The organism is Goekera deserti, from assembly GCF_010685995.1.
Taxonomy (GTDB): Bacteria; Actinomycetota; Actinomycetes; order Mycobacteriales; family Geodermatophilaceae; genus Goekera; species Goekera deserti.
Genome location: NZ_JAAGWK010000037.1, coordinates 1 through 23,845 on the forward strand (window position 1 = coordinate 1; position 23,845 = coordinate 23,845).

The 23,845-nt window shown below is 75.4% G+C and carries 21 protein-coding genes; 12 read left to right on the top strand and 9 right to left on the bottom strand.

Going from position 1 to position 23,845, the window contains the following annotated elements; all coding sequences use genetic code 11:
- Positions 1-845 (bottom strand): MCP four helix bundle domain-containing protein (locus G1H19_RS21480; RefSeq protein ID WP_163638871.1); only part of this gene is annotated, 845 nt, incomplete at its 3' end.
- A gap of 363 nt (positions 846-1,208) precedes the next feature.
- Here G1H19_RS21480 and G1H19_RS21485 point away from each other — a divergent pair.
- Positions 1,209-2,291 (top strand): GGDEF domain-containing protein, encoded by a 1,083-nt coding sequence (locus G1H19_RS21485; protein ID WP_152732098.1) that lies wholly within the window; start codon positions 1,209-1,211, stop codon positions 2,289-2,291.
- Positions 2,292-2,293: 2 nt separating this feature from the next.
- Here G1H19_RS21485 and G1H19_RS21490 read toward each other — a convergent pair whose 3' ends face one another.
- Positions 2,294-3,547 carry an MFS transporter gene (locus G1H19_RS21490; RefSeq protein ID WP_162393630.1) on the bottom strand — a complete coding sequence of 418 codons (1,254 nt, stop codon included), beginning with the start codon at positions 3,545-3,547 and terminating at the stop codon, positions 2,294-2,296.
- A 233-nt stretch (positions 3,548-3,780) separates the two neighbouring features.
- Here G1H19_RS21490 and moaA point away from each other — a divergent pair, with 233 nt between their 5' ends.
- The 5 genes from moaA (at position 3,781) to G1H19_RS21515 (ending at position 7,825) form a co-directional block, all read left to right on the top strand.
- The gene (gene moaA, locus G1H19_RS21495) at positions 3,781-4,836 is read left to right on the top strand and encodes a GTP 3',8-cyclase MoaA (RefSeq protein ID WP_202926030.1); all 1,056 of its coding nucleotides are present in this window, start codon (positions 3,781-3,783) and stop codon (positions 4,834-4,836) included.
- A gap of 2 nt (positions 4,837-4,838) precedes the next feature.
- Positions 4,839-5,099, top strand: coding sequence for a MoaD/ThiS family protein (locus G1H19_RS21500; protein ID WP_152732100.1), 261 nt, complete (start codon positions 4,839-4,841; stop codon positions 5,097-5,099).
- Between the two features lie 76 nt (positions 5,100-5,175).
- Positions 5,176-6,570: a hemolysin family protein gene (locus G1H19_RS21505; protein WP_162393631.1), complete on the top strand. Its 1,395-nt coding sequence runs from the start codon at positions 5,176-5,178 to the stop codon at positions 6,568-6,570.
- The gene (locus G1H19_RS21510) at positions 6,567-7,595 is read left to right on the top strand and encodes a hemolysin family protein (protein ID WP_162393632.1); all 1,029 of its coding nucleotides are present in this window, start codon (positions 6,567-6,569) and stop codon (positions 7,593-7,595) included. Before G1H19_RS21505 ends, G1H19_RS21510 begins: the two co-directional genes overlap by 4 nt.
- Positions 7,596-7,624: 29 nt before the next feature.
- A complete protein-coding gene (locus G1H19_RS21515) occupies positions 7,625-7,825 on the top strand; it encodes a hypothetical protein (protein WP_235910737.1) in 201 nt (66 codons plus the stop codon).
- Positions 7,826-7,881: 56 nt separating this feature from the next.
- Here the strand turns inward: G1H19_RS21515 and G1H19_RS21520 are convergent, their stop codons facing one another.
- Entirely contained in the window at positions 7,882-8,310 is a 429-nt protein-coding gene (locus G1H19_RS21520) for a molybdenum cofactor biosynthesis protein MoaE (RefSeq protein ID WP_174278136.1), read from the bottom strand.
- A gap of 171 nt (positions 8,311-8,481) precedes the next feature.
- Here G1H19_RS21520 and G1H19_RS21525 point away from each other — a divergent pair, with 171 nt between their 5' ends.
- Genes G1H19_RS21525 through G1H19_RS21535 form a run of 3 tightly spaced genes read left to right on the top strand, consistent with a single transcriptional unit; the run spans position 8,482 to position 12,799 of the window.
- Positions 8,482-9,633, top strand: coding sequence for an HD domain-containing phosphohydrolase (locus G1H19_RS21525; RefSeq protein WP_152732103.1), 1,152 nt, complete (start codon positions 8,482-8,484; stop codon positions 9,631-9,633).
- Positions 9,630-11,198 (top strand): PAS domain S-box protein, encoded by a 1,569-nt coding sequence (locus G1H19_RS21530; RefSeq protein WP_152732104.1) that lies wholly within the window; start codon positions 9,630-9,632, stop codon positions 11,196-11,198. Before G1H19_RS21525 ends, G1H19_RS21530 begins: the two co-directional genes overlap by 4 nt.
- A complete protein-coding gene (locus tag G1H19_RS21535) occupies positions 11,195-12,799 on the top strand; it encodes a putative bifunctional diguanylate cyclase/phosphodiesterase (protein WP_152732105.1) in 1,605 nt (534 codons plus the stop codon). Before G1H19_RS21530 ends, G1H19_RS21535 begins: the two co-directional genes overlap by 4 nt.
- Here the strand turns inward: G1H19_RS21535 and G1H19_RS21540 are convergent.
- The 6 genes from G1H19_RS21540 to G1H19_RS21565 form a co-directional block, all read right to left on the bottom strand.
- Positions 12,718-13,293: a nucleotidyltransferase family protein gene (locus tag G1H19_RS21540; RefSeq protein WP_162393633.1), complete on the bottom strand. Its 576-nt coding sequence runs from the start codon at positions 13,291-13,293 to the stop codon at positions 12,718-12,720. The genes G1H19_RS21535 and G1H19_RS21540 overlap by 82 nt on opposite strands.
- 120 nt (positions 13,294-13,413) lie before the next feature.
- A complete protein-coding gene (locus tag G1H19_RS21545; protein ID WP_328593539.1) occupies positions 13,414-14,475 on the bottom strand; it encodes an ABC transporter ATP-binding protein in 1,062 nt (353 codons plus the stop codon).
- Positions 14,476-14,489: 14 nt separating this feature from the next.
- Positions 14,490-15,326 (bottom strand): ABC transporter permease, encoded by an 837-nt coding sequence (locus G1H19_RS21550; RefSeq protein WP_162393635.1) that lies wholly within the window; start codon positions 15,324-15,326, stop codon positions 14,490-14,492.
- Positions 15,323-16,135, bottom strand: a complete 813-nt coding sequence (gene modA, locus G1H19_RS21555; protein ID WP_152732106.1) for a molybdate ABC transporter substrate-binding protein — start codon at positions 16,133-16,135, stop codon at positions 15,323-15,325. The genes G1H19_RS21550 and modA overlap by 4 nt, the downstream gene beginning before the upstream one ends.
- A gap of 83 nt (positions 16,136-16,218) precedes the next feature.
- Entirely contained in the window at positions 16,219-16,614 is a 396-nt protein-coding gene (locus G1H19_RS21560; RefSeq protein ID WP_162393636.1) for a TOBE domain-containing protein, read from the bottom strand.
- Between the two features lie 143 nt (positions 16,615-16,757).
- Positions 16,758-19,460 carry an ATP-binding protein gene (locus G1H19_RS21565; RefSeq protein ID WP_174278135.1) on the bottom strand — a complete coding sequence of 901 codons (2,703 nt, stop codon included), beginning with the start codon at positions 19,458-19,460 and terminating at the stop codon, positions 16,758-16,760.
- Positions 19,461-19,644: 184 nt separating this feature from the next.
- Between G1H19_RS21565 and G1H19_RS21570 the strand changes: the two genes are divergently transcribed.
- The 3 genes from G1H19_RS21570 to G1H19_RS21580 all read left to right on the top strand — a co-directional run bounded on the left by G1H19_RS21570 (position 19,645) and on the right by G1H19_RS21580 (position 23,800).
- Positions 19,645-21,447 (top strand): RecQ family ATP-dependent DNA helicase, encoded by a 1,803-nt coding sequence (locus G1H19_RS21570; RefSeq protein WP_328727736.1) that lies wholly within the window; start codon positions 19,645-19,647, stop codon positions 21,445-21,447.
- A 45-nt stretch (positions 21,448-21,492) separates the two neighbouring features.
- Positions 21,493-23,136: a carbamoyltransferase family protein gene (locus G1H19_RS21575; protein ID WP_162393637.1), complete on the top strand. Its 1,644-nt coding sequence runs from the start codon at positions 21,493-21,495 to the stop codon at positions 23,134-23,136.
- Between the two features lie 178 nt (positions 23,137-23,314).
- Complete coding sequence (locus tag G1H19_RS21580; protein ID WP_152732109.1) at positions 23,315-23,800, top strand: DUF4383 domain-containing protein; 486 nt, start codon at positions 23,315-23,317, stop codon at positions 23,798-23,800.
- Positions 23,801-23,845: the final 45 nt, after the last annotated feature.

The following is a 23,845-nucleotide window of genomic DNA, read 5'->3' on the forward strand; positions in this document are numbered from 1 at the left end:
GAGATCTGCGCCGACGACGCACTCAACTCCTCCGACGACGCCGCCACCGCCTCCGCCGACGCCACCACCGAGCCCATGACGGCGCGCAACGACCCCATCGCCTCGTCCAGCGCACGCCCCATCTGGCCCAGCTCGTCGTCGGTGGTCAGACCGGAGGACGCGGTCAGGTCACCGGCGGCCAGCGCGACGGCGGTGTCCCGCACCCGGGAGGCGCTGCGCGCGATGCCCGTCGCCACGAACAGGCCCAGGCCCATGGCCACCGCGATACCGAGCGCCAGGGCGACCAGCGTCTGGGTGCGCTGCGCCGCGTAGGAGTCGGCAGCCGCCGCGGCGCTCGCCGCCGCATCCCCCGCAGCGCCATCCCGCAGCGCCTCGGCGGTCTCCACCATCTCCAGCACCAGCGGGCGCACCTGCGCGCCGTTGGTCGCGTACCAGACGTCGTACTGGTTGGAGACCGCCAGCGGCGCGAGCACCGTGGTGTAGACCACCATGATCTCCTCGAGCGTGTCCGAGATGCTCTGCACCTGCGCGCGCTGCTCGTCGGTGAGGTCCAGCTCGAGCAGCGCGGCCAGGTGCGCGCGCAGCTCGTCGGCGTGCGTCAGCTGGGCGTCCAGCGCGGCCTGACTGGGCGCGCCGGGAGGCGCCAGCACCGCGTCCCGACCGTCGATCCGCAGCTGCTGGCTGGAGTTGGCCACCTCGCCCAGCAGGCCGATCGCCACCACGTCGCGCTCGAACATCTCCGCCGTCCGGTCCGCCGAGCCGCCCAGCGCCGACAGCCCGGTCACGCCGATGACGCCGGCCACCACGGCACCCACCGCGCCGACGGCGAGCACCTTCGTCTTCACCCCACGGTCACCCCACCAGGACGGCGTCGTGCGGGTGGACGTGGCGGGGGAACCTGCTGTCGTCGAACGGTCCATGGCTGGCTCCGGAGGGTCGAGGGCACGACGAGGATCGGCCGTCCGAGGCGGGCGACCGGGCAGCTCGACTATCGGCACGACGCCGACTCAGATCAGCCGAGTGGGTGACAGCGGCCGGACCGTCACCGATCCGGCGCCCCACCAGCCCGGGCAGACCCGCATGTCGACACGCGTTCGGCCCGCGGGTGCGCCGCATCGGGCCTCGCGCGGTCGGAGGCGACCAGCGCTCGGGCACCCGTGAGGGGGACTGCCCTCAACACCGGGGGTGCATCGGCCGATGAGCAGACCGTGGAACCCCGTCATGCCGCAGCCGGCGCCGTCGAGCCGGCCCGGACGCCGGCTGCCCTGCTGTTCGCCCGCGGCGTCCCGGGGGACCGCCGGCCCGGCCCACCGCCCACGCACCCCGCCTGGGGGGTGGCCGTCTTCGCCGTCGTCGGCGTCGGGTTGTTCAACATCGCCCTGCTGCTGCAGTCGCTGACCGGTGAGCTGACCCCGACGGTCGGGATGATGGTGCTGTCCAGCGTGGTCGGCGGCGGTTACTTCGTCGTCCTGGCGCGCACCCGGTCGGACAGCTGGCGCCCGTGGATGACCCACGCCGGGGTGCTCACCGGCAACGCCTTCATGACCGGCCTGGTGCTGTTCGCCACCAGCGAACTGCTCGCCGTCCTGTACTCCAGCCTGTTCACCTGGCCGATCGTCTTCGCCGGCCTGTACTTCCCCACCCGGTCGGTGGTGCTGCACGTACTGCTCCTGGGCGCCAGCTGCAGCACTGCCCTGACCGCCGAGATCGGCACGTCCGGGGCGCTGACCGCCCTCGCCGTGACCACCCCGGTGTACGCCGGGATCACCGTCATCTGCACCTCGCTGGCCCAGCTGCTGCGCACGCAGGCCGGGCGAGACGAGCTGACCGGCCTGCTCAACCGCCGCGGCCTGGAGGAGGCGGCCGACCGCAGCTCGGAGCACGCCGCCCGTTCCGGCAGCGGCTGGAGCGTCGTGGCGATCGACCTGGACGGCTTCAAGCAGGTCAACGACCGGCACGGCCACCAGGCCGGGGACGACCTGCTCGTCGAGGTGGCCCGCGGGTGGACCGGCGAGCTGCGCCGGCACGACGTGCTGGCCCGCACCGGCGGTGACGAGTTCGTCGTCCTGCTGCCGGGCGGGCTGGAGGAGGCCGTGCGCACCGTGGCGCGGCTGCGGGAGCGCACGCCGCCCGAGGTCGGGGTCAGCGCCGGGGTGGCGCCCTGGTCGGTGCCCCTCGGTCTGGACGCCGCGCTGCGCCAGGCCGACGCCGCGCTGTACTCCGTCAAGCGCACCGGACGCGGCCGCACGGCACTGGCCGGGTCGGCCGACTCGTACCTCGACCCGGCCTGACGTCAGCGGGCCTGCTCGCGCTCGGGGTCCCGGCCGCCGGCCGGGTCCGGCTCCGGCAGCCGGTGCAGCAGCAGCCCGCCGCCCAGGGCGAGCACACCGGCGAGCGCGGCCCCCGCGGCCGGGACGGCGAAAGCCGTCTCCGCACCCCACGCGTCCACCGCCAGCCCGGCCACGGCCGAGCCGAGCGTCAGGCCCAGCGTGACCCCGACCGTCGCCCACGCGATCGCCTCGTTCAGCGACGCCCGCGAGGTGCGCGACTCGACCAGCGAGATGCCGGCCACCAGCACCGGCGCGATGGTCAGCCCGGCCAGGAACGCGACCGGGATGAGCAGGCTGAGCGAGCTGACCAGCAGCAGCGCCTGCGCGGCGACGGCGAAGAGCACCGCGGCGCCGACGAAGCGGGTGAGCAGGCTGCCCGGCAGCCGGGCGACGCCGTAGACCAGGCCGGCCACCAGGCTGCCGCCGGCGTAGACGGCGAGCGCCGCACCGGCGGTGGTGGGCGAGCCGGCCTCCTCGGCGAACCCGACCACGACGACGTCCATGGCTCCGAACACCGTCCCCACGGCCAGCTGGACGACGGCGACCAGCACCACCGCCGGGGTGAGCGCGGCCGTGCGCGAGCGGCGCACGCCCGGCTCGGGGGCGTGCACCGGGGGCTGGCTGGACTCCTGCCCGGCCAGCAGCCAGCCGCCCACGACGCCGAGCACCAGGCCGGTCAGGAACCCGGCGGGCGGGGCGACCAGCGCGGCCAGGAACGTGACCAGCGGCGGGCCGATCACGAACACGCACTCGTCGACCACGGACTCGAAGGCGAAGGCGGTCTGCCGCTGGTCGGCGTCGGGCAGCACGTGGGCCCAGCGGGCCCGCACCGCGGAACCCACGTTGGCCTCGCTCGCCCCGACCAGTGCGGCGAGGGCGAACCACGACCAGTGCGGGGTGCCGGCCAGCACGGCCGCCACGAACGCCAGGCCGACCACCAGGTAGGCGGCCATGGCCCAGCGCAGCACCCGGCCCTGACCGCGGCTGTCCATCGCCCGGGCCCACTGCGGGCTGGCGACGGAGAAGGCCAGGGCGATCGTGCCGGCCACCAGGCCGGCCAGGCCGTAGCTGCCGGACTCGGACTCCACCAGCAGGATGGCGCCGAGGCCGGTGGTGGAGATGGGCACGCGGGCCAGCCAGCCGGCCAGGAAGAAGGGCAGCCGGCCGGGTGCGGCGAACAGCCGGGCGTACGGGGAGAAGACGGTGCGGGGCGACACGGCGGGCTCGCGCTTCCTGGCCACAGGCGAGTGCGGAGAGGTGTCCGCCGGGCTCTCGGGTGGCCTCCTGACGGTAACAGCGTGGTCACAGCGGGGCTCGCGCGTCGTCCACCCGGCAGGCCGGGACCGCTCCTGCGACCCCTGGGCGAAGCCGTCTCCGCATCCGCGGAGAGCCACTCCGGGATGCGCGGACGACCGGTCCGCAGCGGGGCCCCGCCGGTACATTCGCGGGGGTGACGACCCCGAGCCCGCTGCCCGACCCCCGGGTGCGCCCTGCGGCGATCGCCACCCCGGGCACCGGTGGGCTGGTCGACCGGCACGGCAGGGTCGCCACCGACCTCCGCGTCTCGCTGACCGACCGCTGCAACCTGCGCTGCAGCTACTGCATGCCCCCCGAGGGCCTGGACTGGCTGCCCAAGGTGGAGGTGCTCACCGACGACGAGGTCGTCCGGCTGGTGCGCATCGGCGTGGAGCACCTCGGCATCCGCGAGGTGCGGTTCACCGGGGGCGAGCCGCTGCTGCGCCCGGGGCTGCCGGGCATCGTCGCCGCGGTCACCGCGCTGTCCCCGCGGCCCGAGGTGGGCCTGACCACCAATGCGATCGGGCTGTCCCGGATGGCACCGGCCCTGGCCGCGGCCGGGCTGGACCGGATCAACGTCAGCCTGGACACCCTGGACCGGGCACGCTTCCGGCAGATCACCCACCGCGACCGGCTGGCCGACGTGCTCGCCGGGATGGCCGCGGCGAAAGCAGCCGGGCTCACCCCGGTCAAGGTCAACGCCGTCCTGCTGCGCGGGATCAACGAGCACGACGCCGTCCCGCTGCTGGAGTACTGCCTGGAACACGGCTACGAGCTCCGCTTCATCGAGCAGATGCCACTGGACGCCCACCACGCCTGGACCCGCGGCGAGATGGTCACCGCCGAGGACATCCTGGCCCAGCTGACCGCCGCGCACACCCTCGTCCCGGACGACGCCGACCGCGGTGCCGCACCGGCCGAGCGCTGGGTCGTCGACGGCGGGCCCACCACGGTCGGCGTGATCGCCTCGGTGACCCGGTCGTTCTGCGGCGCCTGCGACCGGACCCGGCTCACCGCCGACGGGCAGATCCGCAACTGCTTGTTCGCCCGGGAGGAGTCCGACCTGCGCACCGCGCTGCGCTCGGGTGCCACCGACGCTGAGATCGCCGACCGCTGGCGCATCGCCACGCTGTCCAAGCTGCCCGGCCACGGCATCGACGACCCGAGCTTCCTGCAGCCGAGCCGGCCGATGTCGGCCATCGGCGGCTGAGCATGGTCAGCGCCCCCGCCGGGTCGGTCGTCGTCCGCTACTTCGCGGGCGCGCGCGCAGCCGCCGGGGTCGACAGCGAGATCCTGCAGGCCACCACCCTCGAGGAGCTGGTCGGCACGATCGTCCTCACCCACGGCGAGCGACTCGAGCGGGTGATCACCGCGTGCTCGTTCCTCGTGGACGGAACACAGACCCGGGACCGCTCGTTGACGCTGGGACCCGGGGCCGTCGTCGACGTCCTGCCCCCCTTCGCCGGAGGCTGAACTCCCCCACCGTGAGCGCCCTGCCTCACCATCGCCCCTCCGACCGCCGCTCCTCCGCCCGCACCGCCTCCCCCACGTGACCGCCTGGCTGCTCGTCGCCGTCGGGGTCCTGCTGATCGCCGCCTGCGCGGCCTTCGTCGCCTTCGAGTTCGCCCTGGTCACCGTGGACCGGGCCACCGTCGAGCGCGAGGCCGCCGCGGGCGTGCGCGGCGCCCCCGGCGTGCTGGCGTCGATGCGCACGCTGTCCACCCAGCTCTCCGGTGCCCAGCTGGGCATCACCGTCACCAACCTGGCCATCGGCTTCGTCGCCGAGCCCTCGATCGCCGCACTGCTGCGCGGCCCGCTGGGCTCGGCCGGGCTGTCGGAGGGCGCCTCGCGCACGGTGTCGATCACCCTGGCGCTGGTGCTGGCCACCGCCCTGACCATGGTGTTCGGCGAGCTGGTGCCCAAGAACCTGGCCATCGCGGAGCCGCTGCGCACCGCGAAGGCGGTCTCCGGGTTCCAGCGCGGGTTCACCCGCAGCACCAGCGCGGTGATCCGGGTACTGAACTCCCTGGCCAACCGGGTGCTGCGCCGGGTGTTCGGCGTGGAGCCGCAGGAGGAGCTGGCCAGTGCCCGCTCCCCGGAGGAGCTGGCCTCGCTGGTGCGCCGCTCGCGCACCCAGGGCACCCTGCCGGCCGAGACGGCCGTCCTGCTCGAGCGGGGGCTGGTGTTCGGTGAGCTGCGCGCCAGCGACGTCGCCACCCGCCGGGTGCAGATGACCACCGTGGCCGACGACGCCCCGGTGGCCGCGGTGCTCGCCGCCGCCCGCGACTCCGGGCACTCCCGGTTCCCGGTGGTCACCGCCGCCGGCGTCGACGACGTCGTCGGCATGGTCCACGTGAAACACGCCCTCGCCGTCGCCCGGGACAGGCGGTCCGCCGTCCTCGTTCGCGACGTGCTGGTGCCGGCCCTGTTCGTGCCCACGTCGCGGCAGCTGGACGACCTGCTGGTCGACCTGCGCCGCGGCCAGCTGCAGATGGCGGTGCTGGTCGACGAGTACGGCGGCACCGACGGCGTGGTGACCATCGAGGACCTGGTGGAGGAGCTGGTCGGCGAGCTGTCCGACGAGCACGACGAGGTCGTCGAGGACGACGTGCACGACCGGGGCGACGGCACCTGGTCGGTCTCGGGGCTGCTGCGCCCGGACGAGATCGCCGCCGTCACGGGGCTCACCGTCCCGGCCGACCGGCACTACGACACGATCGGCGGGCTCGTGCTGCACCACCTGGGGCGCATCCCGGAGGTCGGTGACCGGATCGAGGCCGAGCGGCAGCTGCCGGCCGAGTACGTCGAGGAGGCCGACGACCACCGCGACGGTGTCTGGGTGCGGGTCGAGCGGGTCGACGGGACCCGGGTCGAGCGCGCCCTTGTGGGCGCCCTGCTCGGCCCCGCCGTCGCCGACGACGCCCCGGTGGGGGTGGGGTCGTGAGCGACTGGGCCGGCGTGGTGGCGGCGGTCGTGCTGCTGGGGGCCAACGCGTTCTTCGTGGGCGCCGAGTTCGCCCTGATCTCCGCCCGCCGATCGGCGATCGAGCCGCTCGCCGAGGCCGGGTCCCGCCGGGCGCGCACCACGCTGGCCGCGATGGAGCGGGTGTCGCTGATGATGGCCGGCGCCCAGCTGGGCATCACGGTGTGCTCGCTGGGCCTCGGCGCCATCGGCGAGCCCGCCGTCGCGCACCTGCTCGAGCCGGTGTTCGACGCGCTCGCGGTGCCCGAGGGCGCGGTGCACCCGATCGCCTTCGTCCTCGCGCTGACCGTCGTCGTCGCGCTGCACGTGGTGATCGGTGAGATGGTCCCGAAGAACCTCGCCCTGGCCGGGCCGGACCGGGCCGTGCTGCTGCTCGCCCCGGCCCTGTCGATGGTGGTGACCGCGCTCAAGCCGGTCATCGTCACGCTCGACGCCGTGGCCAACGGCGTGCTGCGGCTGCTCGGCGTCCGGCCGAGGTCGGAGGTGACCAGCGCGTTCACCCGCGACGAGGTGTCCGGGCTGCTGGACGAGTCCCGGGCCGGCGGCATGCTGGACGCCGGCGAGCACGACCTGCTCACCGGCGCGCTGGCCCTGGAGGACCACGACCTGCGCACCGTGCTGGTGCCGCGGGCCGAGCTGACCGTCGTCGGCTCCGGCGACGACGCGCTGGCCGTGGAGCGGGCGTCGGCGGCCACCGGCTTCTCCCGGTTCCCGGTGGTCGGCCCTGACGGCGAGCTGAGCGGCTACGTGCACCTCAAGGACGTGCTGGTCGCCGACGGCGAGCCCGACGTGCAGGTCGCCGACATCGTGCGGCCGCTGCCCCGGGTGCCCGCCGAGGGCGACCTGCGCAGCACACTGGAGCGCATGCAGGCCGGCGGTGCCCAGCTCGCCGCCGTGGTGGAGGCTGGGACGGTCGTCGGCGTGGTGGCCCTGGAGGACATCCTCGAGGAGCTGGTCGGCGAGATCAGGGACTCGGTGCACCGATGAACGGGCCCGGGCGCGAGGAGGAGGCTGCTGTGAGCGGTGCGTGGGACAGGGCGAAGGCCAAGGTCGAGGAGCTGGCCGGCCGGGCCGAAGAGCTCTACGGGCAGTCGCACGGCGACGCCGCGGCCACCCTGGACGGCGAGGCCCACCGGCTGGAGGGCGAGGCGGCCGAGGAGGCCGCCGCGGCCGAGCGGCGCCGCACCGACGACGACGGGCTCGCCGGCGCCCGCTGACACCCGCAGTGGAGTGCCACCGCGCAGGAACACTCGCCGCCGGCACTCCGTCGCGCTCAGGGGCAGGCGACCCACTCCTCCTCGCCGTCGGCGAACACCTGGCGCTTCCAGATCGGCAGCCGCGCCTTCACCTCGTCGACCAGCTCGGCGCAGGCGGTGAACGCCGCGCCGCGGTGCGCGGCACTCACCGCGCAGGCCAGCGCCACGTCACCGATGCCCAGCAGACCGACCCGGTGGCTGACGGCGACCGCGTGCACGTCGGGCCGGGCGGCGAACCCGTCGGCGATCTCGGTGATCAGGTCCTGCGCGGTGGGGTGGCCGACGTACTCCAGCTCGGTCACCGCGCGGCCGTGGTCGTGGTCGCGCACCACCCCGGCGAAGGAGACGACCGCACCGGCTGCCGGCCCGGCCACGGCGTCCTCGTGCTCGGCGACCGACAGCGGCTCGTCGACGACCCTGGCCAGCGGCGCGGTACCGGTGCTCACGGCCGCGAAGCTACCCGCGGTCGACAAGTGGCCGCGGCCGGGGCGCCCACCCCCGGTGCGGGTACCGGTTCGGCATCCCGCGTCCGGTTCGGCTGCACTCGCCCGCGCCGGGCGCCGAGAACCGGGGTGCCACCGGATCCACCGGAGCGCGACCTGGAGGAGCACGCCCCGATGACGACCCAGCCCGGCTTCCAGCCGTCGATCCTCCTCGTCGACGACGAGGAGGCGATCCTGGACGGGCTCCGCCGGCAGCTGCGCAAGCGCTTCGCCGTGCACACCGCCACCGGCGGCGCGGCCGCCCTGGAGCTGCTGGAGTCCCAGCCGGTGTCGGTGGTCGTGTCCGACATGCGCATGCCGCAGATGGACGGAGCCACGTTCCTGGCCCGGGTGCGGGAACGGCACCCGGACGTCGTCCGGATCCTGCTCACCGGCCAGGCGGACACCCAGTCGGCGATCGCCGCGGTGAACGACGGCCAGGTCTACCGGTTCCTCACCAAGCCCTGCTCCCCGATCGTGCTGGCCGACGAGATCGCCGGCGCGGTGGAGATGAACCGGCTGGTCACCGCGGAGAAGGAGCTGCTGGCGATCACGCTGCGGCGTACCGTGGAGGCGCTGACCGCGACGCTGTCGCTGGCCCAGCCCGCCGCGTTCGCCCGCGCCGCGCGGGTCACCCGCACCGTCACCGAGACCGCGGCCGCGATGGGCCTGGCCGAACCGTGGGCGGTGGAGATCACCGCGATGCTGGCCCACCTGGGTGCGGTCACCCTGCCGCCGGAGCTGCTGCACAAGCTGAACTCCGGTGAGCGGCTCACCGACGCCGACCGCGCGATGGAGGCCCGGGTGGCCACCGTCAGCCGGGACCTCGTGGCGGCCATCCCCCGGCTGGAGGAGGTCGCGGCGTCGATCGGGCTGCAGCGCGTCCGGTTCGACGGTGCGGGCCGGGAGGCCGGCGAGCCGCGCGGTGAGGACCTCCCGCTGGGTGCCCGGATGCTGCGCGCCGCCGCCGACCTGGACGCCGAGACCACCCGCCGCGGCTCGGTCCGGGAGGCGGTCGACGTGATGCGGGCCGACCCGGGCGCCTACGACCCGGAGGTGCTCGACGCGCTGATCCGGTCGCTGGACCTGCACGCGATCGGTGCCGCACCCCGCAAGATCGACCTGCGCGACCTGGAGCCGGGCATGGTCGTGTTCGACGACATCGAGACCGTGGACGGCGTGCTGCTGGTGGGCCGCGGCACCGTGGTGTCCGAGCCGCTGATCGCCCGGCTGGAGAACCACCTGGACCAGGACCGCGTGCACGCCCCGGTCATCGTCCGGGCGTGACCACGGTCGTCCCGACCCCGACCCCGTCCCCGGTCGCGGTGCTGCTGGACGGCGTCGGCGCCGGGTACGCCGGGCTGGACGAGGACGGCACCGTGCGCGAGTGGAACGCAGCCGCCACCGCGCTGCTGGGCTGGCGTGCCGCGGACGTCGTCGGCCGCGACCTCGCCGAGCTGGTGGTGGCCCCGCAGTGCCGCGGCGAGCTGCGGGCCCGGCTGCGCGAGGTCCGCGCGGGCGCCGACCCCGCCCCGAGCGAGCTGCGGGCGCTGCACGCCGACGGCGGCCAGCTGCCGGTGGAGGTGCTCCTCGGCCCGGCCGGCTGGCCCGGCGGCAGCGCCCGGTACGCCGTCCTGCGGGACGCCGGCGAGCGGCAGGTGCTGACCCGGCTGCAGGAGGAGAACCGGCTGCTGACCGCGGCCACCGGCGCCCTGGTCACCCAGCACGAGCCCGACGGCCGGCTGGTCTACGTGTCCCCGGCGTCGCTGCACGTGCTCGGCGTGGAGCCCGCGGAGCTGCTCGGCGTGGACGTGCACGGCCTGGTGCACCCCGACGACGTCCAGGAGCTGTACCGCCGCGAGCCCGACCCGGGCGTGCCGGTGGAGCTGGCGCTGCGGCTGCGGCACGCCGACGGGCACTGGGTGTGGGTGGAGGCGCTGCGCACCCTGGTCCGGGACGCCGCCGGCACCGTGGTCGAGGTCGACCTGAGCGCCCGCGACGTCACCGACCGCCGGGCGCGGGACGAGCAGAGCTCGCGGGAGTCGAAGCTGGAGTCCCTCGGCCGGCTCTCGGCGGGGCTGGCGCACGAGATCAACTCCCCCATCCAGTTCGTCGGCGACAACGCCCGCTTCCTGGCCGACTCCTACGGCGAGCTGCTGACCCTGATCGACACCTACCGGTCGCTGCTGACCTCCGGGCAGCCGATGGACTGGGACGAGCGGGTGGCGGCGGTGCGCCGGCTGGAGGCCGAGATCGACGTCGACGACCTGGCCGCGGAGATCCCCGGCGCCGTCGAGCAGACCCTGGCCGGCATCGAGCGGGTGGCCACCGTGGTGCGGGCGATGAAGACCTTCAGCCACCCCGGCCACGCCGAGCAGGTGTACGCCGACCTCAACGAGGCGCTGACCGCGACGGTGACCGTGACCCGGCACCAGGTGCACAGCGTGGCGGACCTGCAGCTGGACCTCGGTGCGCTGCCGCCGGTGCGCTGCCACGTCGCCGAGCTGAACCAGGTCTTCCTCAACCTGGTGGTCAACGCCGCCGACGCGGTGGAGGACACCGGCGCGTACGGCTCGATCCGGGTGTCCACCGCCGTCGACGGCGACAGCGTGACCGTCTCGGTCACCGACACCGGCGGCGGCATCCCCGACGACGTGCGCCGCCGGATGTTCGACCCCTTCTTCACCACCAAGGACGTCGGACGGGGCAGCGGCCAGGGCCTGCCGCTGGTGCGCTCGGTCGTGCAGGAGGGTCACGGCGGCACCGTCACCGTGACCAGCGAGGTGGGCGTGGGCAGCACGTTCACGCTGCGGCTGCCGATCGACGGCCTGCCCGCCCGGGACAGCGCGTGACCGCCCCGGCGGGGCCCACGGCCGGCGCCCAGCGGGCGCAGGACGATCCCGACGAGCTGCGCGCGCAGCTGGCCGACCTGGCCGAGCGGGTGCGGGAGGCCGACCGGCTGCGGGTCGCCGCCGAGGAGCGCGCCGCCGCGGCGACCTGGCGGGCCGACCACGACCCGCTCACCGGGCTGCCGAACCGGGCCGCCTTCCTGGACCTGCTGACCCGCACCCTCGCCGCCCACCCCGCCGCCGCCCTCCCCGCTCCCTGTACGGAAAGCGCCGTCCTCCCCGCTCCCTGTACAGAAAGCGCAGCACTTTCTGTACAGAAAGTGGAGGAGGGGGCGTCGCTGTCGGTGCTGCTGATCGAGCTGGACGACTTCGCCGAGGCCACCGAGCTGCTCGGGCACGCGGCCGGGGACCAGCTGCTGACCGCGGTGGCCGCGCGGCTGGGCCGGGTGCTGCCCGGCCGGCGCCCGCTGGCCCGGGTGAGCGGCGAGGGCTTCGCCCTGCTCGTCGACGACGGCGCCGACCCGGCCGCCCTCGGCGAGCGGGTGCTGAACCGCATGCAGGCGCCCTTCGGCCTCGCAGCCGGCCAGGTGTCGGTGCGGGCCAGCGCCGGCGTCGCCGAGCTCGGCCCGGACGCCGCGGACGCGCGCACGCTGCTGGCCCGGGCCGCCGTCGCGGCGCGCAGCGCCCAGCGCGCCGGCGGCGCGCGGCTGGTGCGCTCCACGTCCGCCCCGGACGCGCCGGCCGGCCGCGACCTGACCCTGCGCGAGCCGCTGCGGGTGGCGGTGGTGACCGGCGCGGTCGAGCTGGCCTACGAGCCGATCATCTCGCTGCGCGGCGACGAGGTGACCCTCTTCGAGGCGCGGGTGCGCTGGCAGCACGAGGGCGAGGACGTGCCCCCGGAGGTGTTCCTCCCGGTCGCCGCGCGCAGCGGGCTGCTGGAGACGCTCACCGACCAGGCGCTGGAGCAGGTGTGCACCCAGCTGGCCCGCTGGAACGCCGAGCTCGGCCACCGGCACGTGCAGGTCGGCACCGACGTGCCGGCCGAGGTGCTCACCGACCCCGAGTTCCCCGACCGGGTGGCCGCCTGCCTGGCCCGGCACGACGTCGACGCCCGCCAGCTGGTCCTGGAGATCACCGAGGAGTCGCTGCTGCGCGACGTCGCGGCCGCCTCGGCCGTGACCCGGCGGCTGCGCGAGCTGGGCACGGTGCTGGCCCTGGACGAGTTCGGCAGCGGCCACTCCTCGCTGCTGCACCTGCAGCAGATCACCCTGGACTCCCTGAAGGTGCACCGCCGCTTCGCCGACGACCTGGACGGCGACCCGGCCGCGCAGCGCTTCCTCGCCGCCCTGCTCGCGCTGGGCCGCAGCCTGGGGCTCAAGGTGATCGCCGACGGCGTGCAGCGGCCCGCCCAGGCGGACACGCTGCGCCGGCTGGGCTGCCAGCACGCCCAGGGCCCGCTGTTCGCCACCCCCGGGCCGGCCGACGAGCTGGCCTGGCTGCTGCCCGCGGCGTCCGGTGCGGCTCAGGCCGGCGGCACGTCCAGGTCGGTCGGGTCGGCCAGGCCGGTGCAGTCGACCTCCACCACCGGGTGGGCGGCCAGGTAGGCCCGCGCGCCCTCGTCGCCGGTCGCCGACTCCGCCACCCCGGCCCAGTGGTCCCGGCCGATCAGCACCGGGTGCCCGCGCTCGCCGTCGTAGGTGGCCACCGCGAGCGCGTCCGGCGCGGCGTGCTCGGCCATCCGGCGCAGCGCCGCCGGCGTCATGCCGGGCATGTCCACCAGCATCACCAGGGCGGCGTCCACCCGGGACGGCCAGCCGCGCACGCCCTCCAGCCCGGTGCGCAGGCTGGAGGCCATCCCGGTCGCCCAGTCGCTGTTGACCAGCACCGCGGCACCCACCAGGTCGGCCTTGCGCCAGACCTCGACGGCCTGCGCGCCGAGCACCACCAGCACCGGGTCGCAGGCCTCGCTCGCGGTGACCACCGCCCGCTCGACCAGCATGCTGCCCTCGTAGGAGACCAGCGCCTTGGGCATCCCGTAGCGCGACCCTCCCCCGGCAGCGAGGACGACGGCGGCGACGACGGGCTCCACTTCGGTCACGGGCGCCACCCTGCCATCCCGGTGCAGCCTCCTCCCAGCCCCTCCACGGGCAGATGTGCCCACTCCTGGGGGCACCACTTCGTGCCCTGCCCCGGTCACGGCCCCCGCACCTCGTGCCGGTCAGCGGGGGTAGACGGCGACCTCGCTGGCCTTGACCGAGGCCCACACGGTCGCCCCGGGCGCGAGCCCCAGCTCGGCGAACGCGGTGACGGTGACGTCGGCGGTGAGCGGCACCTCGCCGTCCAGGTCGCAGCGCACCGTGGAACCGTGCGGCGTGGCGGTCACCAGCCGGGTGGGCCACACGTTGCGCGGGCTGCCCCAGCTCCGCCCCGACGCCGGGTCCGCACCCCCGGGACGGGACAGGTAGAGCGCCACCGACTCCGGGCGCACCGCGACGAACACCGGCCCGGTCGCCTCCTCCCCCACCGCGACCGTGCCGCCGCCGTCCAGGTCCACGACGTCGCCGCGCCCGGTGCCGGCCAGCAGCGTCATGCCGACCAGCCGGGCGACGTAGTCGGTGCGCGGCCGGCGCGCGACGTCGGCAGGCCGGCCCTCCTGCACCACCCGCCCGTCCTCGACGACGACGACCCGGTCGGCCAGCGCGAGGGCGTCCACCGGGTCGTGCGTGACCAGCACCGTGGCGCCGGCGAACTCGGCCAGGTGCCGGCGCAGCTCGGCGCGCACAGTGAGCCGGGTGCGCGCGTCCAGCGCCGACAGCGGCTCGTCCAGCAGCAGCAGCCGGGGCTCCCCCACCAGCGCGCGGGCCAGTGCCGCCCGCTGCGCCTGCCCGCCGGAGAGCTCCCCCGGCCGCCGGCCGCCCATCCCGTCCAGCCCCACCCGGGTCAGCCACCCGTCCGCCGCCGCGCGGGCCGGCCCGCGCGCGACGCCCCGGGTGCGCAGGCCGAAGGCGACGTTCTCGGTCACGCTCAGGTGCGGGAACAGCAGGTGGTCCTGGAACACCATGCCCAGCGCGCGCCGGTGCGCGGGCACGTGCACCCGCTCGTCGTCCCAAACCGTGTCGCCGTCGACGACGACCCGGCCGTCGTCCGGCACGAGCAGCCCGGCCAGCACCCGCAGGACGCTGGACTTGCCCGCCCCGTTGGGCCCGAGCACCGCCAGCACCTCGCCGTCGGCGACCGCCAGCCGCACGTCGACCAGCAGCCCGCCCCGCTGCACGACCACGTGCGCCGCCAGGCTCACGGGCCGGCGCCGGCGCGGCCGAGCCAGCGGTCGCGGAGCAGCAGCAGGGTGGCCAGCGACACCGCCAGCAGCACCAGCGACAGCACGATCGCCGCCTGGGGGTCGGACTGCAGGGCGAGGTAGACCGCCAGCGGCATGGTCTGCGTGGTGCCCGGGAAGTTGCCGGCGAAGGTGATCGTGGCGCCGAACTCGCCCAGCGCCCGCGCCCAGCAGAGCACCGCGCCGGCGGCCACCCCGGGGGCGATCAGCGGCAGGGTGACCCGCCGGAACGTCGTCCAGCGGTCGGCGCCGAGGGTGGCGGCGGCGTCCTCGAAGCGGGCGTCCGCGGCGCGCAGCGCGCCCTCCACGCTGATCACCAGGAACGGCATCGCCACGAACGTCTCGGCGATCACCACGGCCGTGGTGCTGAACGGGATGGTCCAGCCGAACCACTGGTCCAGGTACTGCCCCACGAGCCCGCGCCGGCCCAGCACCAGGAACAGCGCGACGCCGCCCACCACCGGGGGCAGCACCAGCGGCACGGTCACCAGCGCCCGCAGCACCGCCCGGCCCCGCGCCCGGGACCGGGCCAGCACCCAGGCCAGCGGGACGCCGAGCACCAGGGAGAGCAGCGTGGCCAGGGTCGCGGTCTCCAGGGACAGCCGCAGTGCCTCACCGACCCGCGGGTCGGTCAGCTGGGCACCCAGGTCGCTCCACGGCGCCCGCACGACCAGCCCGACCAGCGGCAGCACCAGGAACACCACGGCGACCGCGGCCGGCACCAGCAGCGGTGCGGGGACGCCGCCGTCGCGGCGGCCCTGCCGCCGGACCCGGCGCCGGGAGGCGGTGGTCACGGACTGCGGAAGCCGGCCGCCTCGAGCGCCTGCTGCCCGGTGTCGGACCGCACGAGGTCGACGAACGCCTGCGCGGCGTCCGCGTTGGGGGCCGCGGCCAGGACGGCGATGGGGTAGGAGTTGACCTCCTGCTCGGCCTCCGGGAACTCGATGCCCTCCACCGCGTCGCCGGCCGCCTGCACGTCGGTGGCGTAGACCAGCGCGGCGTCGACCTCACCCAGCTGCACCTTGGTGAGCGCGGCCTTCACGTCCTCCTCCTCGGTGTCCGGCACCGGCGTGATGCCGGCGTCGGCGAACACCGCCTGTGCCGCCGCACCGCACGGCACGGCGGCCGCACAGACCGCCAGGGTCAGGTCCGGGTCCGCGAAGTCGGCCAGCCCGATCACGTCGCCCGGGTTGCCCGGCGGCACGGCGATCTCCAGGACGTTCTCGGTGAAGACGGTCGGCGTGCCCTCGGCCAGCGCCGCGTCGGTGACCACGGTCATCTGCTGCTCGTTCGCCGAGGCGAACACGTCGGCCGGCGCGCCCTCGGTGAGCTGGGTGGCCAGCGCCGAGCTCCCGGCGAAGTTGAACTGCACCGTCAGGTCCGGGTTCTCGGCCTCCAGCTGGTCACCGAGCTCGCCGAAGACCTCGGTGAGCGAGGCCGCCGCGAACACGGTCAGCGTCCCGCTCAGGTCGCCGCCGGCGGAGGCGGAGCTCGACCCGGCGGAGGACGACCCGGCGGACGTCGACCCCGTGGACGAGCCGCCGCACGAGGTCAGCGCGAGCACGGCGGCGGTCGTCAGCGCGAGGCGGGTGCGGAGCAGCATGGGGGTCCGTTCGTCAGCGAGGCGGTCGACCGATCACCGCGGATGCGGTTGTACCAGATCCAAGCTTCCGCAGCTGCGAGCGATCAGGGGACGTCGATGCTCACCTGGGTGGCCTTGACCGTGGCCACCGCCCGGACGCCGACCTCCAGCCCCAGCTCGTCGGCGGCCTCGCGGCTCATCAGCGACACGATCCGGAACGGCCCGGCCTGCACCTCGACCTGGGCCATCACCGTGTCCCGCACGACGCCGGTGACGATGCCGGTGAGCCGGTTGCGTGCCGACGACGAGCGGGTGGCGCCGGGCTGCGGCGCCTCGTGCAGCTCGGTGGCGACCCGGGCGAGGTCGGCGCCGGGCACCTGCGCCGGGCCGGTGCCCTCCCGGCTGGCCGGCAGCCGGGCGCTGTCGATCCAGCGGCGCACGGTGTCGTCACTGACGCCCAGCAGGGCGGCCGCCTCGGAGATGCGGTAGGAAGCGGGCACGCTGCGCAGGCTAGTTCCGCGGATGCGGGAGGACAACCGGCGGGACGGTCGGATCCGCGGGCCCGCGACCTCCCCGCTCTCTGTACAGAAAGCTCGGATGTGGCTGCGTCCGGCACGGCGGACGAAGAGGGAGCCGGCGGGGGTCAGCTGGGCCGGGTGCGGATGACCACGGTGGTGCCCTCGGGGCTGGGCACCGCGTTGACGTCGGCGAAGGCGCTCATCAGCACCGACCCGCGCCCCCGGTCCATGCTCGGCACCCGCTCCCGCCACCGGCCGTGGTCGCGCACGGCCACCTCGACCCGGTCCCCCAGCACCCGCACGGTGACGTCGATCCGCGGCTCGCTCGGGTCCTGCGCGTGCTCCACGGCGTTGGTGGCCGCCTCGCAGGTGGCCACCAGCAGGTCGTAGGCCTCGTCGTCGTCGAGTTCCAGCCCGGCGAGCAGGGTGCGCAGCCGGCGGCGCAGCGACGGCACCGAGGCCGGCTCGGCCGGGAACTGCCAGTCGGCGACCACCGCTGCCCCCCGGTCCCCCGACGGGGCCGGCTCCTGCTGCGGCACCACGACGGGCGCGGGCACCGAGACGACCGGCACCACCGGGGCGGGCGCCGGACGGCTGTCGCCGGGCAGGTCCTCGAAGGGCAGCGGCTCCCCCAGCGGCGTGGGCGGGCCGGCCTCGGGCGAGACACCGCGGGCCCGGTCCAGGGCGACCCGCATCCGGGCCGTCAGCTCGGCGGCCTGGAACGGCTTGGCCAGGTAGTCGTCGGCGCCTGCCTCCAGCCCCTCGACGGCGGCCTCCTGACCGGCCCGCGCCGTCAGCATGATCACCGGCACCCCGCGGGTGAGCGGCTCCTCGCGCAGGCAGCGGAGCAGGTCGAAGCCGTCCATGCCCGGCATCATCACGTCGGTCAGCACCAGGTCCGGCACCTCCCGGCGGGCGGCGGCCAGTGCGGCGTGGCCGTCGGCCGCGGTGCGCACCGACCAGCCGGGCGACAGCACCCGCGTCAGGTAGGTGCGCATGTCGGCGTTGTCGTCGACGACGAGCACCACCGGCGCTCCGGGCGGGGTGGCCGGCCACTCGGCCGGCGCGCCCTCCTCCACCCACGGCGCCACCACCCCGCGCGCGCCGGGCGACGGCATGGCCACCACCGGCCCGCCCGGGGCGTCCGGGGCGCCGAACGGCAGCCGCACGGTGAACGAGCTGCCCGCCCCGGCCCGGCTGCGGGCGGTGACGGTGCCGCCGTGCAGCTCGGCGAGCTCCCGCACCAGCGCCAGCCCGATGCCGGTGCCCTCCCGGCTGCGCGCGGAGTTCTGCGCGCCGCGGTAGAAGCGCTCGAACAGGTGCGGCAGGTCCTGCTCGGCGATGCCGATGCCGGTGTCGTCCACGGTGAGCACGAACTGGTCGCCGTCGGCCCGCAGCACGACGTCGATGCCGCCGACGAAGGTGTACTTGACCGCGTTGGAGACCAGGTTGAGCACGATCTTCTCCCACATCCGCGGGTCGACGTGGGCCGGCCGCGGCAGCGGCGGGCAGTCCACGGTCAACCGCAGCCCGGCCCGCTCGGCCGCGGCACGCAGCACACCGACCAGCTCGGTGGTGAACCCCGGGACGTCGGTCTGCACGCGCACGGCGCCGGCCCGGCCGGCCTCGATGCTGACGAAGTCGAGCAGGTCGTTGACCAGCCGCTGCAGCCGCCGGCCGTTGCGCAGCGCCATGTCCAGTTGCTGCCGGCTGCCCTCGGACAGCGCCGCCCCGTCGTCCAGCACGTCGGCCAGCGGCCCCAGCAGCAGGGTCAGCGGGGTGCGCAGCTCGTGGCTCACGTCGGCGAAGAACGCCGTCTTGGCCCGGTCCAGCTCGGCCAGCGCCTCGGAGCGGCGCCGCTCCGCGTCGAAGGCGCGCGCGTCGACCAGGGCGCTGGAGAACTGGCCGGCCAGCAGCGCGTGGAAGGCGCGGTACTCCCCGTCCAGGGCACGGTTGGGGTTCACCCCGGCCACCAGCACGCCCATCGGCAGGCCGTCGGGTCCGGCGGCCAGCGGCAGCGCGACCGCCTCGGTCACCGGGTCCCCCCACGGCCCCCCGGTCACGCCGTGCTCGGCCAGCCCCCGGGGCAGGGCGTCGTCGCCGGTGCCGGCGTGGGCCGGGAACGCGTCGTCGGCGCAGCCCACGACGGCGATCCGCTCCAGCCCGGCGCCGGCCCGGAGGTACACCGCGGCGCAGGGCACGTCCATCGGGGCGGCGGCCAGCGCCGCGCACAGCTGGGCCGCGGTCTCCCGCTCGTCGCCCAGCTGCCGCACCGCCGTCGACAGCTCGTGCAGCAGGTGCTGGCGGCGCTCGCCCAGCACCTCGCCGGTCACCTCGGTGAGCACCGCGTGCATCCCGGCCACCGCGCCGTCGTCGCCGAAGGCCGGCGCGTGGGAGACGGTGAAGTACGTCTCCTCCCGGTAGCCGGCCCGCTCCAGGGGCAGCGGCAACCGGGGCAGCCAGGACGCCTCGTGGGTGGTCATCGCGTGCTCGATCGGCGGCCCGAGCGCGTCCCAGCCCTCGGCCAGGGTGACCCGGATGTCCTCCCCGATCGCCGGGTGCTTCGCGCCGATGCAGGGTGCGTACCCGTCGTTGTAGAACTGGGTGAAGTGCGACCCCCAGGTGAGCACCATGGGGAAGCGCGAGGCCAGCACCGTGCGCACCGCGAACCGCAGGCTGGCGGGCCAGCCACTGACCGGCCCGACGGGGCTGGAGTCCCAGTCGTGCCCGGCCATGATCAGCCCGCACTCGCCGCCGCCGGCGAAGACCCCGGCGTCGGCGGGCGGGCCACCGGGCGTGCCGCGGCCGGCTGGACGTCCAGCTCCCACGTGCACCTCCCGGACTGGTCGAGGACGGCGATCGCGCCGCCAGGGACGACACCGGCCCCTGCTCCGGAACCGGGATGCCCGTGCAAGGTACATCGGCAGCCGCCCCTCCCCGCCGTCCCGCCGCCCCTGCCCCCACCACCTGGGGACGGTTTGCCGATCACCGGGCGCGGGGAAGTCGGGCCCCGTGCCGCCACGTCGACGCAGGTTCCCCGCCCCGCACGCCCGGTCCCGCACCGGGGACCGGTCACCGCGCCGGCGCCGCACCGGTGAGGGCTCCCCGGCCGGCGGTTCGGCGTCGGTGCGCACCCGGCGCATCCGGCGGACGGCGCTGGAGGTGCTCGGCTTCCCGGGGTTCCGGCCGGGCCAGGAGGCCGCGATGCAGGCCGTCTGCGGCGGCCGCGACACCCTGGCCGTGCTCCCGTCGGGCGCCGGCAAGTCCGCGGTCTACCAGGTCGCCGCCGTGCTGCTGGACGGGCCGGTCGTCGTCGTGTCCCCGTTGATCGCCCTGCAGCGCGACCAGCTGGACCGGCTGCGGGAGCTGGGCGGGCAGCCCGGCGCCGAGGCGCTGGGGCGCTCGGAGCTGCTCAACTCCAGCCGGTCGGCCGCCGACCAGCGTGCGGTGCTGGACGGGCTGCGGGACGGGTCGGTGCGCGTGGTGCTGCTCGCCCCGGAGCAGCTGGCCAAGCCGGAGGTGACCGAGGCGGTCGCCGCGGCCCGCCCGGCGCTGTTCGTGGTGGACGAGGCGCACTGCGTGTCCGCCTGGGGCCACGACTTCCGCCCGGACTACCTGCGGCTGGGCACCGTCGTCGAGCAGCTCGGCTCGCCCCCGGTCCTCGCGCTGACCGCGACCGCCGCGCCACCGGTGCGGGCCGAGATCGTGCAGCGCCTCGGCATGCGCGATCCCGCGGTCGTCGTCGCCGGGTTCGACCGGCCGGAGATCCGGCTGGAGGTCGAGCAGCACGCCGACCCCGCCGCCAAGCGGACCGCGGTGCTGGACCGGGTGTGCGCCGAGGTCGGCCGGCGGGGCGACGAGCGGCCGGCGCGCGGCACCGGCATCGTGTACAGCGCCACCCGCAAGGGCACCCTCGACCTCGCCGGGGCCCTCACCGAGCGCGGGCTGCGGGCCCGGGCGTACCACGCCGGCCTGCGGAAGGCCGAGCGTGAGGAGGTGCAGCACGCCTTCATGCAGGGCGAGCTGGACGTCGTCGTCGCGACCACCGCGTTCGGCATGGGCATCGACAAGCCGAACGTGCGCTTCGTGGTGCACGCCGAGCCCGCGGACTCGGTGGACAGCTACTACCAGGAGATCGGCCGGGCCGGCCGGGACGGCGAGCCCGCCGTCGCGGTGCTGGTGTACCGGGCCGAGGACCTCGGCCTGCGCCGGTTCTTCGCCGCCGGGGCACCGTCGGAGCACGAGCTGCAGCAGGTCGGCGGGCTCGTCGCCGCCGGGGACGCCGCCGGGATGGACGGCGTGGCGGTCGCCGACCTGCGGGAGGAGACCGGCCGGGCGGCGTCACCGCTGGTCCGCGACCTCAACCTGCTGGAGCAGGTGGGCGCGGTCGAGCTGGCCGACGACGGCACCGCATCGGTCGCCCCAGGCGCACCCGCCCCCGGCCAGGCCGCCGCGGCCGCCCGGCAGCTGGCCGAGCAGCACCAGCAGGTCGACGAGAGCCGGGTGGAGATGATGCGCGGCTATGCCGACACCACCGGCTGCCGGCGCCAGTTCCTGCTGACCTACTTCGGCGAGCAGCTCGATGGTCCCTGCGGCAACTGCGACACCTGCAGCGCCGGCACCGCGTGCGCCGCCCCCGCGCCGGACGAGGCCACCGAGTTCCCGGTCGACGCCACGGTCACGCACGCCGAGTGGGGCACCGGCGTGGTGATGCGCGACGAGGGCGACCGGCTGGTGGTGCTGTTCGACACCGTGGGCTACCGCACGCTCTCGGTGGCCGCGGTCACCGAGAGGGGCCTGCTCACCCGCGTGTGAGCCGGTGATCATGGGGTAGGTCGCCGTCATGCGAGAGGTGCAGCGGTGAAGATCCTGGGCGTCAACGCCCTCTACCACGACCCGGCGGCGGCCCTGGTGGTCGACGGCGAGGTCGTCGCGGCGGCGGAGGAGGAGCGCTTCAGCCGGCGCAAGCACGGCAAGCGGCCCCTGCCGTGGAGCGCGTGGGAGCTGCCCGAGCTGGCGGCGGCCTGGTGCCTGGCCGAGGCCGGGCTGCGCCCGGAGGACGTCGACGCGGTCTCCTACTCCTTCGACCCGGCCCTGATGGGCACGCCCGAGGAGTCCGGCCTCTTCGACGACGGCGACGTCATGCGCAAGATGTACGCCGAGAAGGCGCCCTCCTTCCTGGCGCACTCGCTGCCCGGGCTGGCGCAGGACCGGGTGCACTTCGTCCAGCACCACGTGGCGCACGCCGCCTCGGCCGGTCTGGCATCGCCGTACCGCACCAACTCGGTGCTGGTGGCCGACGGCCGCGGGGAGGCGATCAGCCACCTGGCCGGGCGCTACACCGACGGCCGGCTCGAGGTGCTGGCCACCCAGTCGCTGCCGCACTCCCTCGGCCTGTTCTACGAGGACCTGACCGAGCACCTGGGCTTCCTGCGCAGCTCCGACGAGTTCAAGGTCATGGCGATGGCCTCCTACGGCAAGCCGCGGTTCGCCGCCGAGCTGGAGCAGGCGGTCCGCTCGACCGGCGACGGCGGGTTCCGCACCGAGAAGGTCGACTTCGGCGAGTTCGCGCCGCGGCTGGGCAAGAACGAGCCCTGGACGCAGGACCACGCCGACCTCGCCGCCAGCGTGCAGCTGCGGGTGGAGGAGGTGCTGATCGAGCTGGCGCGCTGGCTGCACGAGCGCACCGGGGACAGCGCGCTCACCCTCGCCGGCGGCGTGGCGCTCAACTGCGTGGCCAACACCCGGATCGCCGCGGAGACGCCGTTCGAGCACGTGTGGGTGCAGCCCGCCGCCGGTGACTCCGGCACCGCGCTGGGCGGCGCGCTGCACCTGGCCGAGCAGCTGGGCGACACCACCACCGCGATGCCCGGCGCCGACCTCGGCCGCGGCTGGACCGACGAGGAGATCGAGGCGTTCCTGATCACCGCGGCGATCGACTACGAGCGCCCGCGGGACGTCGCCGATGCGGTCGCTGCCGTGCTGGCCGACAACGGGATCGTCGCCTGGTTCCAGGGCCGCAGCGAGTACGGCCCCCGCGCGCTGGGCCACCGCTCGCTGCTCGCCCACCCCGGCTACGAGGCCAACCTCGAGCGGATGAACGACGTCAAGGGCCGCGAGCAGTTCCGCCCGGTCGCGCCGATGGTGCTGGCCGAGCGCGCCGCGGACGTCTTCAGCCGGGGGCCGATCCCGTCGCCGTACATGCTCTTCGTGCACGACGTGGCGCCGCAGTGGCGCGACCGCATCCCCACGGTCACGCACGTCGACGGCACCGCGCGGATCCAGACCGTGGACCGGGCCGACGAGCCGCTGGTCGCCCGGATGCTGGAGTGCTTCGAGCGCCGCACCGGCCTGCCGATCGTGGTCAACACCAGCCTGAACACCGCCGGCCGGCCGATGGTCGACGACCCCCGCGACGCCCTGGAGTGCTTCGGGTCCGCGCCGGTGGACCTGCTGGCGATCGGCCCGTTCGTCGTCCGCCGACCGAAGGCCACCACCCGCTGACCCCCTGTACAGCACGAACAGCCCGCCACGATGGCCATCTTGGCGGGCTGTTCGTGTCGATCCTGGTGGGCTGGTGGTGGTCCCCTGCGACGCCCGGCGGCGTTTTCCCTGCTGAACCCGTGGGTACCGGCGGTTCGGCGCTCAGCTTCGGCGCCGCAGCACCAGTACAGGAGACCCCATGGCGAACGCAGCAGGCCCCGGGACCGGACAGCGCGCGATGCCCTGGCCGCAGATCCTGGCCCTCGTCTTCGGCGTGGTCTACACGCTGATCGGCATCATCGGCTTCTTCATCACCGGCTTCGGCGACTTCTTCGGCAACCACAACGGCGCGTCCGCCACGCACATGGACACGCTGCTGGGCTTCATGATCAACCCGATGCACAACGTGGTGCACATCCTCATCGGTCTGGTGGGTATCGCGCTGTCCCGCAGCCTGGCCGGTGCCCGCACCTACGGCTGGCTGCTCGCGGTGGGCTACGGCGCGGCGTTCGTCTACGGCCTGATCGCGATCGGTGAGGACTGGGACTTCCTGAACCTCAACACCGCCGACAACGTGCTGCACATCGCCACCGCGCTGGTCGGCCTGGCCATGGCCCTCGGCCCGGTGAAGACCGTGAGCACCGCCCGCGGCCCGGACGTCAGCTTCAGCGACAAGGAGCGCTGACCGCCCGGTCGGCGAGCACGCCGCTGCCCCGCGCGTCCGGTCCCC